Here is an 11283-nt window from a genome sequence, read left to right as displayed (position 1 = left end):
GCCCCGACCTCGCTATCTGACAGGGTGTCAGGTAATTACGAGTTCAGATAGGTCAGCACGGCGAGCACCCGACGGTGATCCCCGTCACTCGGGGAGAGCCCGAGCTTCAGGAAGATATTGCTGACGTGCTTCTCCACCGCCCCGTCGCTGACCACCAACTGCCTGGCCACCGCCGAGTTCGTACGTCCCTCGGCCATCAGCCCCAGCACCTCGCGCTCGCGCGGAGTCAGTCCGGCCAGCACGTCCTGCTTGCGGCTGCGGCCCAGCAGCTGCGCCACGACCTCGGGGTCGAGGGCCGTCCCGCCCTGCGCCACCCGCACCACGGCGTCCACGAACTCCCTGACCTCGGCGACCCGGTCCTTCAGCAGATAGCCGACGCCCCGGCTCGATCCGGCCAGCAATTCGGTGGCGTACTGCTCCTCCACGTACTGCGACAGGACCAGTACGCCGATCCCCGGGTACTCCTTGCGCAGCCGTACGGCCGCCCGGACCCCCTCGTCGGTGTGGGTGGGCGGCATCCGTACGTCCGCGACCACCACATCCGGCAGCGCCTCCTGCGCCGCCAGGTCCCCGACCGTCTTGATCAGCGCTTCCGCGTCCCCGACACCGGCAACGACGTCGTGACCGAGGTCCGTCAACAACCGGGTCAGGCCCTCCCGCAGCAGCACTGAATCCTCGGCGATGACCACTCGCACTCTGTCCTCCACGACGCTGAAGCCCCCCACTTGGTAAAAGTTCCTGCCTGCGCACACCAGCATCCCAGCATCGGGGGCCGAACGGGCGGGAGCTCGGACTATCGGGCGGGGTCCCGGGTGTCACCGTCCCGGGTGTCACCGTCCCGGGTGTCACGGTCCCGGGTGTCGGGATCCCGGACTGTCGAGGTCCCGGGCTGTCGTGCGGGTGCCCGTACAGTCCGGGCACCCGGACAGTCCGGCGGGAGCTCGGGCTGTCGGGTGCGGCTGGACGCGGGAGGCGCGGGGGAGCAGGCCGGCCGCTTCGGGGGCGGGTGAGCGGGGCCTGCTGAGCCGGGGCGCGTTCGGTCGGGGGGTGTTCAGGCGCGGTGCGTTGCGCAGGGGCGGGTTCAGTCGCGCCAGGGCAGTTCGGCGGTGACGGTCGTCGGGCCTCCGGTCGGCGAGTCCACGACCAGCAGCCCGTCGACCGCGTCGAGCCGCTCCGCGAGCCCCGCCAGACCGCCGCTGCCCGCACCGGCGGCGAGGTCCCCGCCGGGTCCGGTGGCGCCGCCCCGGCCGTTGTCGGTCACCTGGAGCATGATGCGGTTGTCCACCCGCCAGACGTCCACACTCGCGCGGGTGGCCCGGGAGTGCTTGCTGACGTTCTGCAGGAGCTCCGAGACGGTGAAGTACGCGATGCCCTCGATGGCGGCAGCCGGCCTGGCCGGCAGATCCACCTCCACCTGGACCGGCACCGTGCACCGCGAGGCGATCGAGGAGAGTGCCGCGTCGAGCCCGCGGTCCGTCAGGACGGCCGGGTGGATGCCGCGGGCCAGATCGCGCAGCTCCTGCAGCGCTGTCTTGACCTCGCCGTGCGCCTCGTCGACCATCCGGGCCGCCGCCTCCGGGTCCGCCGTCAGCTTGTCCTTCGCCAGGCCGAGGTCCATGGCGAGCGCCACCAGCCGGGCCTGTGCCCCGTCGTGCAGATCCCGCTCGATGCGGCGCAGATCAGCCGCCGCCGTGTCCACGACCACCCCGCGGTCCGACTCCAGCTCGGTGACCCGGGTGTCCAGCCGCGACGGGCCGAGCAGCCCGAGCACCATCATCCGGTCGACGCCGGCCAGCCCGCGGATCACCCAGGGGGTGGCGAGGACGAAGGCCAGACCGCTCAGGCAGGTCAGGGTGATCTCGAAGGGGCTGTCGAGGTAGACGCTGTGCGTCGCGTCGCCGTACAGCTGGATGCCGCTCGTGTTCGTGTAGGCCGGGAAGACCCACTGCCACAGCGGGTACGCCAGCATCGACCAGGCGGATGTCCACAGGACCACCGAGACCACGAAGGCGAAGACGGCCCACGGGAAGTGCACCAGCGAGTAGACGAGGTGGCGCCAGGACGCCCCGCTCTTCAGGACGGCACCCGCCCACGACATCATGCCGCCGCTCCTGCCCCGTGCCGGCGCGGGGTCCGCGATGTCGACCCGGAGCAGCGCCCGTGCCCTGGCCCGCTCCATCGCCCCGAAGCCCCGGCACATGGTCAGGCCCACGGCGAGCAGCGGGATCCCGATGAAGGTCACCAGCAGGCCCGCACTCAGCGAGAACATCGTGATCCCGAAGGTGAAGAGCACGATGCTGATGGGCAGTGAGAGCAGCAGATATCCGAACTCGCGCCAGGTACGGCCCTCGAACGGCGCACGCAGCACCGCTGGCACGCGGTGGTCCCGGGTTGTGATGCCGTGATCCGTGGCCATGGCGGTGTCCGTTTCTCTTCGTCTTCTCGGCATTGGTATCGGTGCTGGTGCTGGTGCTGGTGTTGTCGCTGGTGTCGGTGCGCCGGTTGGCAGTGCTTGGCCGGCTGCTGTGTCCATGCTCCCGCCCCGGGCCGCCGCCGACCATGAGGAGGGGCACCGTCTTCGACCGGGGGTTTTCCCTACCCCCGGGGTGAAGACAGTGCCCCGCCAAGCCGTTCCGTATCAGGCCGTTCCTCAACAGGCCGCGCCCCTTCGGACAGCGCCCCCTCAGGACATGCCCCGGCAGGCAGTGCCCTGACCGGCAGCGCTCCGTCAGCCAGTGCCCCGTCAGTCAGCTCTCCGTCCCCCCGCGTCAGCCGCGGTCGCGCCAGGGCAGCTCCGCCGCCACCGTGGTCGGCCCGCCGGCCGGTGAGTCCAGTACGAAGAGGCCGTCCACCGCGCCCAGCCGGTCGGCGAGCCCCGCCATGCCCGTACCGCCGTCGAGCCGCGCCCCGCCGCGCCCGTTGTCCTCGACCCGGATCAGCAGCCGGTCGGCCGCGCGCCACACCTCCACCGAGGCGGAGCGCGCCTGGGCGTGCTTGCTGACGTTCTGCAGGAGTTCCGAGACCGTGAAGTACGCGATGCCCTCGATCGCCTCGGCCGGCCGCTCCGCCAGATCGACATGGACCCGCACCGGGGCGGTGCACCGCGAGGCGATCGAGGAGAGTGCCGCGTCGAGCCCGCGGTCCGTCAGGACGGCCGGGTGGATACCGCGGGCCAGGTCACGCAGCTCCTGCAGGGCCAGTTTGACCTCGCCGTGCGCCTCGCCGACCATCACGGCCGCCGCGTCCGGATCCTCCAGGAGCTTCTCCTTGGCCAGGCCCAGCCCCATGGCAAGTGCCACCAGCCGGGCCTGTGCCCCGTCGTGCAGATCCCGCTCGATCCGGCGCAGATCAGCCGCCGCCGTGTCCACGACCACCCCGCGGTCCGACTCCAGCTCGGCGATCCGGCGCTCCAGCTCGTCGGAGGGGGAGAGGAGCCCGCGGACCATGGCCCGGTCGACGTTGGCCAGACCGCGCGCGATGAACGGCAGCACCGGCCAGAGGACGAACAGGCTGGTCAGGACCAGGGAGAACGTCAGCACACCCCACGGCAGACGGATGAATCCGTACAGCATCGTCCGCCAGCCCACCGGATCCTTGAGACTCATCCACAGCCTGGTGAAGAAGCTGCCACCGCGCTTGACGAACAGCGGGCTCGGCTCCTCCACCCGGACGCCCAGCAGCGCCCGCGTCCGGGCCCGCTCCACCCGGCCGAGCTGCCGCGCCCCGAGCAGGCCGAGCGCGAGCAGCGGCAGGCCCACCACGGTGACCGCCAGGCCGCCGCCCAGGGCAATCATGAACAGGACGTAAACAAAGCCGACGATCGCCGCCGGCAGGTTCGTCAGGAGATGGGCGATCTCCTTCCAGGTGAACCGGTCGAACGCGAAGCGCGCGGGCGGTGGCCGGTCGGAGTCGAGCCGAGGGGAGTTGATGGCGGTCATGCGCCAAGAGTGCCGGGCCCCCGGGGCGGATGCCATGGGGCGGCTGGGTGGGACGAAGTAGGGATAACCCCACCATGCGGCGGGCCCGGTGCCGGACGCTGTGCCGGATCCGGCTGCTTACCAAGTGTTTATCAGGGCCTAGACTCCCGTGCGTACGGATCGTCGAGCGTGGCGAATGTGACGGACGAGGCGACGAACAGGGCGCAGGGAGCGAGGGCCGGACGTGCCGGGACCGACCGTTGCCGCGGCGGGCCGAGCGGTTCTCGCCGCGAGCCAGACGGGCCACGCGGATTACGCGGGTCACGCAGGTCACGCCGAGAGCTCGGGCTACTCGGAGTACTTCCACATGTACTCGGTCGTCGGCGTCATCGCGGTCGTCGGTGTGCTCTTCGTCGCCGTGGCCTTCGGCGCCGGACGGCTGCTGCGGCCCGTGGTGCCGACCCCCGAGAAGCTGCTGACGTACGAGTGCGGCGTCGACCCCGTCGGCGAGGGCTGGGCACACACCCAGGTCCGCTACTACGTCTACGGCTTCCTCTACGTGATCTTCGCGGTGGACTCGATCTTCCTCTTCCCGTGGGCGACGGTCTTCGCGGCCGACGGATACGGGGCGGCGACGCTGGTGGAGATGTTCATCTTCCTCGGTTTCCTGGCCGTGGGACTGCTCTACGCATGGAAGAAGGGCGTCCTCGAATGGACGTGACGAACCCCGTCGATCTGCCGGACCCGCAGCTGCCGGGCAGCCAGTCGCCGGACAGCCACAATCCGGCCGGCCAACTGCCGGAAGCCGCCCGGCCGCAGCGGCTGGGCGTGCTCTCCCGGCTGGCCCCCGAGCCCATGAAGGTGGTCCTCAACTGGGGCCGCCGCTACAGCCTGTGGGTCTTCAACTTCGGCCTCGCCTGCTGCGCCATCGAGTTCATCGCGGCCTCCATGGCCCGGCACGACTTCATCCGGCTCGGCGTGATCCCGTTCGCACCGGGCCCCCGCCAGGCCGACCTGATGATCGTCTCCGGCACGGTCACGGACAAGATGGCCCCCGCGGTCAAGCGGCTGTACGAGCAGATGCCCGAACCGAAGTACGTCATCTCCTTCGGCGCCTGCTCCAACTGCGGTGGCCCGTACTGGGACTCGTACTCCGTGACCAAGGGCGTCGACCAGATCATCCCCGTCGACGTGTACGTACCCGGCTGCCCGCCCCGCCCCGAGGCGCTCCTCCAGGGCATCCTGAAGCTCCAGGAGAAGATCGCCAGGGAGTCGCTCGGCGAGCGCTACTCCGCGCCCTCCACCGCCCAGTTGACCAGCGGCCTCATCACCCCGCCGCCGGCACCGGGGGCCGGACAGTGACGCACCCGTACGACCGGCTCCCCGAAGCCGTCACCGAACTCTTCGGCGAGGAAGCCACCGCCGGGCACAGCTACGACCTGCTCACCGTCGACGTACCGGCCGCCTCCTGGCTCGCCGCCCTGGAGACGGCCAGGGACCGGCTCGGCTGCACGTACTTCGACTGGCTGTCCGCCGTCGACGAACCGGACACCGGCTTCCGGGTCTGCGCCCACGTCGTGGCACTCGAAGGCCGTACGGTGCGCCGCCTGCTCGTACGCACCACGGTCCCGCACACCGCACCGGTCCTGCCGTCCGCCGTCGGGCTCTACGCGGGCGCGAGCTGGCACGAACGCGAGACGCACGAGATGTTCGGCGTCACTTTCACCGATCACCCGCACCTGGTGCCGCTCCTGCTGCCCGAGGGCTTCGAAGGCCACCCGCTGCGCAAGGACTTCGTCCTCGCCGCCCGCGTCGCGAAGGCCTGGCCTGGCGCGAAGGAGCCGGGAGAGTCCGCGGCCGGACACGGAGCGGGGTCCGGTGGTGCGAAGCGCCGCCAGATGCTGCCGCCCGGCGTCCCCGACCCCAACGAGTGGGGCCCGCAGAAGGGCCAGCTCCCCCCGGCCCCGGCCCGGCCGGCGCGCACCGCACGCGCGGCGGGCGACCGGCCGGTACGGCGTGCCCGCAGCGTGAACGAGGGCTCCGCGAGCCAGGCACCGGCGACGGCGGGGGAGGGGGACACCCAGGCTCAGGCCTCGGCTCCCCAGGCCCCGGCTCAGACGCCGAACCCGGCCCAGGCGCAGGCGCAGGCCGAGGGTGCCCGGGCCGAGGGAACGGCACCGGCGACTGCGGCGGAGTCCCCGGCTCCGTCCCCGGGGACACCTGCTGGGAGGACGCCTACTGGGCGCACACCGGCCGGTCCTCGGCGGAGCCGGAGTGTGTCCGAGGGGTCCACATCCCAGCGGGCGGCCGAGACCACACCCCCGGCGGCCGGCGACGACGCGCCCTGGCGCAACGCCCGCCCGGCCTTCGAACCGCAGCAGGAGCCGACGCAGGAGCCGACGGGGGAGCCGACGGGGGAGCCGACGGGGGAGCCGACGGGGGAGGGACCCACTGAGGCCCCGGCCACGGAAGCCCCAGCCACCGAGGACCGGCCCACCGCCGACAAGGCACCTGAGGACGGGCCCGAGCCCGAGCGCAAGCCCGAAACGGCCCCCGAGCCCCAGCCCGAAACCAAGCAGGAAGCCGGGCCCCAGCCCGAAACCAAGCAGGAAGCCGAGCCGGAAGCCGGGCCCGAGTCCGGGCCCGAGTCCCGTCCCGACACCCCCGCCGGAGGCGATACCGCGTGAACGACGTACTCGACGTCGCCATCCGGCTGGTCATCGTCTTTGCCGCCTTCCTCGTCCTCCCGCTGCTCGTGGGCCAGGCCGAGCACAAGGTCATGGCCCATATGCAGGGCCGTCTCGGCCCCATGTACGCGGGCGGATTCCACGGCTGGGCCCAGCTCGTCGCGGACGGGGTGAAGTTCGCGCAGAAGGAAGACGTCGTCCCGGCGGATGCCGACCGGCGGATCTTCCAACTCGCCCCCGCCGTCGCCCTGCTCCCGTACCTGCTCGTCCTGGTCGTCATTCCGGTCGGGCCGGGCGAAGGTGCCGTCGGCCAGGTCGTCGACGCGGGGATCTTCTTCGTGCTTGCCGTGATGGGCGTCGGTGTTCTCGGCTCGCTCATGGCGGGCTGGGCGTCGGCCAACAAGTTCTCGCTCCTCGGCGGAATCCGCACCGCCGCGCAGCTCCTCGCGTACGAACTGCCGATGCTGCTCGCCGCGGCCTCCGTCGCGATGGCGGCCGGAACGGTCTCCCTGCCCGGCATCCTGGACGCGTTCGCCTGGTGGTGGATCCCGTGGCAGATCGTCGGCGGCCTGGTCTTCTTCACGGCGGGGCTCGCCGAACTCCAGCGCCCGCCCTTCGATATGCCCGTCGCCGACTCGGAGATCATCTTCGGCGCCTACACCGAGTACACGGGGCTGCGCTTCGCGCTCTTCCTGCTCTCCGAGTACGCCGGCATCGTCATCCTCTGCGGTCTCACCGCGGTGCTCTTCCTCGGCGGCTGGCACGGCCCCTGGGGCAGCGACGGACTCGGCTGGGTCTGGATGCTCCTCAAGACGGCCGTCCTGGCCTTCGGCGTGATCTGGCTCCGTGTGACCTATCCGCGGCTCCGTGAGGACCAGCTCCAGAAGCTGGCCTGGACCGTACTCATCCCGCTGGCCCTCGCGCAGATCGCGCTCACCGGCATCGTGAAGGTGGCGATCAGCTGATGCCTCCCGTCCCCGGTTCCGGTCTGGTCAAGGGCCTGGCCGTGACGCTCCGCACGATGACGAAGAAGACGGTCACCGCGCAGTACCCGGACGTCCAGCCCGAACTCCCGCCCCGCTCCCGCGGCGTCATCGGGCTGTTCGAGGAGAACTGCACCGTCTGCATGCTCTGCGCCCGCGAGTGCCCCGACTGGTGCATCTACATCGACTCCCACAAGGAGACGCTCCCGGCGGCCGCGCCGGGCGGGCGTGAGCGCAGCCGCAACGTCCTCGACCGTTTCGCGATCGACTTCGCGCTCTGCATGTACTGCGGTATCTGCATCGAGGTGTGCCCCTTCGACGCGCTGTTCTGGTCCCCGGAGTTCGAGTACGCGGAGACGGACATCCACGAACTCACCCACGAGCGCGACAAGCTGCGCGAGTGGATGTGGACCGTACCGGCGCCCCCCGCGCTCGACCCGGCGGCCGAAGAGCCCAAGGAGATCGCCGCCGCACGCAAGGCGGCGGACAAACTCGAAGCCGCCCAACAGGCCGAACAGGCAGCACAGGCCGAGCAATCAGCACAGCCCGACCAGGCAGCACAGGCCGAGCAGAGCCGCCCGCACAACGAACAGCAGGAGCAGGAGGGGGAGGCATGAGTCGCGCAGCAGACGCGGTCGCCGTCGCAGCCGCAGCCCACCCCGGGTTCCTGTCCCCGTCGGGTGTCGAGATCGCGTTCGTCCTCGTCGGTATCGCCACCTTCGGCGCGGCGGTCGTCACCGTCACGACCCGGCAGCTCGTGCATGCCGCGCTCTGGCTGATCGTGGCGCTCGGCGGTCTGGCCATCGAATACCTGCTGCTGACGGCCGAGTTCATCGCCTGGGTGCAGGTTCTGATCTACGTCGGCTCCGTCGTCGTCCTCCTGCTCTTCGGACTGATGCTCACCAAGGCCCCCATCGGCCGCTCCCCGGACGCCGATTCGGAGAACCGCTGGGTCGCGCTCGCGGTGGCCGTCGCGGCGGCCGCCTCACTCGTCTGGGTGGTCGTCGACGCGTTCCGTACGACCTGGATCAACCTCCACGGACCGGTCCAGGGCTCCACCAAGGCGTCCGGCGAATCCCTCTTCCGAAACTGGGTCCTGCCCTTCGAAGCGCTCTCCGTGCTCCTCCTGGCAGCCCTGGTCGGCGCGATCGTCCTGTCCCGGAAGAACAGCGAAGCCGCGAAGGACAGCGCAGCCGGGAACAACGCAGCCGGGACCAGCGCAGCCGAGAACAGCACAGCGGAGAACAGCAGGGAGCAGCGCTGATGCATCTCGTCTATCCCGCCGTGCTCGCGGCCCTCCTCTTCTGCACCGGGCTGTACGGAGTCCTCGCCCGCCGCAACGTCATTCTGATCCTGATGTCCGTCGAGCTGATGCTCAACGCCGTCAACCTCAACCTCGTCGCCTTCGACGTATGGCTGCGCGACAAGCTTCACGCCGGGCAGGCGCTCACCCTTTTCACGATCGCCATCGCCGCCGCCGAGATCGGCATCGGCCTGGCGATCGTCCTGGCGGTCCACCGGAACCGGGGTACGACGGACATCGACAAGCTCCGCGACACCGCCGAATCACCGGCCCCGGACGACCCGGAAGAGCCACAAGGCCCGGACGGTCCGGAAGAACCGCACGGCCCCCAGGGCCCGGACGACCCCGACGGACCCGAAGACCGCGAGGAGAAGGCAGAGGCTGCCGCGTGACCACGACGACCCTCGCCGTCCTCGTTCCCCTCCTTCCCTTCCTGGGAGCTGCGGCCGGACTCCTGCTCGGCCGTATCGCGCCCGGATTCGTCCGCCCGCTCGCCATCCTCCCGACGCTCGCCGCAGCCGCACTCGCGATCACCGTGGCCGTCCGGCAGGGCGGCGGCCAGGCCATCGACGCGGCCACCCGGTTCACCCCCACCGGCTCCGTACCCATCGACCTGTCCCTGTACATCGACGGCTTCGCCGCCCTCGTCGCCGTCCTGGTCGTGACCGTCGCCGGATGCGTGCAGATCTACTCGACCGCCTATCTGCGCGACGACCCGCGCTACCCCTCGTACGCGGCGATCGTCTCGCTCTTCACCTCCGCGATGCTGCTCGTCGTCTACTCGGGCGACCTGATGGTGCTGCTCGTCGGCTGGGAAGTCATGGGCATCTGCTCGTACTTCCTCGTGGGCCACTACTGGGAGACCGCCGAAGCCCGCTCCGCCTCCCTCAAAGCCTTCCTGGTCACCAAACTCGGTGATGTCCCCTTCCTGATCGGCCTGTTCGCGCTCGCCACCGACGCCGGAACGTTCCGCATCACCGGCATCCTGCGGACCGTCTCCGACGGCGGACTCCACCACCCCACACTGATCGCCCTGCTGCTGCTCGCCGGCGTCGCCGGGAAGTCCGCGCAGTTCCCGCTGCACACCTGGCTGCCCGACGCCATGGCGGGCCCCACCCCCGTCTCGGCCCTGATCCACGCGGCCACCATGGTCGCCGCCGGTATCTACTTCGTCGCCAGGCTGCTGCCCGTCTTCGCGGCATCCGCGGCCGCCATGACGGTCCTCGCCGTCATGTCCGCGATCACCATGATCGGATCGGGACTCGCCGCCCTCGCCCAGGACGACATCAAACGCGTCCTCGCCTACTCGACCATCGGTCAACTCGGCTATATGTCGGGCGCCCTGGCCGTCGGCGACCGCGGCGCCGCCGTCTTCCATCTCGTCTCGCACGGCGCGTTCAAGGCACTCCTCTTCCTCGGCGCCGGCGTGGTCATCCACGCCGCGGGCACCAACTCCCTGGCCGCCATGAGCCGCATGGACAACCTGCCCAAGCGCATCCCCGACGCCTTCTGGACGATGACCATCGCCCTGCTCGCGCTCGCCGCCATCCCGCCCTTCGCCGGATTCTTCTCCAAGGAGTCCGTCCTCAGCGCCGCCGAGAACACCGCGCTCGGCGAGAGCGCCATCGCCCCCGCGGGCGCCGGCTGGACCGTGCTGATCGCAGGACTCATCACCGCCCTGCTGACCGCCGCCTACGCCACCCGCCTCTGGCTCCTCGCCTTCCGCGGCAAGGGCAGCGAAGCCCCCGACCAGGGCAAGCAGCCCCTCGCCATGAACGGTGTGCTCTGGCTCCTCGCCATCCCCACCATCGGCTTCGGCCTCACCGCCGGCCGCCTCAGCGGCTGGTTCGACAACCAGAGCCTCACCCCGACCCTCACCACCTCCGTCCTCGGAACCGGAGTCGCCCTCGTCGGCGGCCTCGTCACCTACGGCACCTGGCGCCACACCACGGCCATGGCCCAACAGCCCCCGATCGGCGCCATCACCGCCCACCCGGAAGCCGACCCCGGCACCGTCGAAGCCGAAGCCATCGCCACCCACCGCTCCGTCTACGGCAGCATTGCCTCGGCCCCCGACCCCCTCGACCCCGGCAGGCTGCTCCTCGGCCCGCTCCACCGCCACGCGGCGACCGGCTTCCACCTCGACGCCCTCTACACCGCGGCCCTCGTACGCCCCGTACTCGCCGCAGCCCAACTGGTCCGCTTCCTGGACCGCGAGGTCATCGACACCTACGTACGCGGTGCGAGCGCAGCACCCCGCTGGCTGGGGGCCGCCTTCCGCCGGGCCCAGACCGGCAACCTGCAGACCTACCTCAGCGCCCTGCTCGCCGGATCCGTCGTCCTGGTGATCGCCGCCGTCGCCCTTGCCAACGCCTACGCCGGATCGTGAGCCG

11 protein-coding genes are annotated in these 11283 nt (G+C 70.9%); 8 read left to right on the top strand and 3 right to left on the bottom strand.

What is annotated here, in order from left to right:
• Positions 1–35: 35 nt before the first annotated feature.
• The 3 genes from OG210_RS10880 to OG210_RS10870 form a co-directional block, all read right to left on the bottom strand.
• Positions 36–695: a response regulator transcription factor gene (locus tag OG210_RS10880; RefSeq protein WP_327295892.1), complete on the bottom strand. Its 660-nt coding sequence runs from the start codon at positions 693–695 to the stop codon at positions 36–38.
• A 386-nt stretch (positions 696–1081) separates the two neighbouring features.
• The gene (locus OG210_RS10875; protein ID WP_328330113.1) at positions 1082–2416 is read right to left on the bottom strand and encodes a sensor domain-containing protein; all 1335 of its coding nucleotides are present in this window, start codon (positions 2414–2416) and stop codon (positions 1082–1084) included.
• 352 nt (positions 2417–2768) lie between these two features.
• Positions 2769–3938, bottom strand: a complete 1170-nt coding sequence (locus tag OG210_RS10870; protein ID WP_371536000.1) for a sensor histidine kinase — start codon at positions 3936–3938, stop codon at positions 2769–2771.
• A gap of 346 nt (positions 3939–4284) precedes the next feature.
• Here OG210_RS10870 and OG210_RS10865 point away from each other — a divergent pair, with 346 nt between their 5' ends.
• From OG210_RS10865 to OG210_RS10830, 8 genes are read left to right on the top strand one after another with little or no spacing between them, the layout of a single operon-like run.
• Positions 4285–4638: an NADH-quinone oxidoreductase subunit A gene (locus tag OG210_RS10865; RefSeq protein WP_327299616.1), complete on the top strand. Its 354-nt coding sequence runs from the start codon at positions 4285–4287 to the stop codon at positions 4636–4638.
• A complete protein-coding gene (locus OG210_RS10860) occupies positions 4629–5279 on the top strand; it encodes an NADH-quinone oxidoreductase subunit B family protein (RefSeq protein WP_328330117.1) in 651 nt (216 codons plus the stop codon). The genes OG210_RS10865 and OG210_RS10860 overlap by 10 nt, the downstream gene beginning before the upstream one ends.
• Positions 5276–6604, top strand: a complete 1329-nt coding sequence (locus OG210_RS10855) for an NADH-quinone oxidoreductase subunit C (RefSeq protein ID WP_371535997.1) — start codon at positions 5276–5278, stop codon at positions 6602–6604. The genes OG210_RS10860 and OG210_RS10855 overlap by 4 nt, the downstream gene beginning before the upstream one ends.
• Positions 6601–7569 (top strand): complex I subunit 1 family protein, encoded by a 969-nt coding sequence (locus OG210_RS10850; protein WP_328330121.1) that lies wholly within the window; start codon positions 6601–6603, stop codon positions 7567–7569. Before OG210_RS10855 ends, OG210_RS10850 begins: the two co-directional genes overlap by 4 nt.
• Positions 7569–8204 (top strand): NADH-quinone oxidoreductase subunit I, encoded by a 636-nt coding sequence (locus tag OG210_RS10845; RefSeq protein ID WP_328330123.1) that lies wholly within the window; start codon positions 7569–7571, stop codon positions 8202–8204. The genes OG210_RS10850 and OG210_RS10845 overlap by 1 nt, the downstream gene beginning before the upstream one ends.
• Positions 8201–8851 carry an NADH-quinone oxidoreductase subunit J gene (locus OG210_RS10840; protein WP_328330125.1) on the top strand — a complete coding sequence of 217 codons (651 nt, stop codon included), beginning with the start codon at positions 8201–8203 and terminating at the stop codon, positions 8849–8851. The genes OG210_RS10845 and OG210_RS10840 overlap by 4 nt, the downstream gene beginning before the upstream one ends.
• Entirely contained in the window at positions 8851–9282 is a 432-nt protein-coding gene (gene nuoK / locus OG210_RS10835) for an NADH-quinone oxidoreductase subunit NuoK (protein WP_328330127.1), read from the top strand. Before OG210_RS10840 ends, nuoK begins: the two co-directional genes overlap by 1 nt.
• A complete protein-coding gene (locus OG210_RS10830) occupies positions 9279–11279 on the top strand; it encodes an NADH-quinone oxidoreductase subunit L (RefSeq protein WP_328330129.1) in 2001 nt (666 codons plus the stop codon). The genes nuoK and OG210_RS10830 overlap by 4 nt, the downstream gene beginning before the upstream one ends.
• The last annotated feature ends 4 nt before the right edge of the window (positions 11280–11283 follow it).

It is taken from the genome of Streptomyces sp. NBC_00466, from assembly GCF_041433995.1.
In the GTDB taxonomy this organism is placed as follows: domain Bacteria; phylum Actinomycetota; class Actinomycetes; order Streptomycetales; family Streptomycetaceae; genus Streptomyces.
Note: the sequence above shows the minus strand (reverse complement) of the source record. Positions and strands in the feature narration are given on the sequence as shown.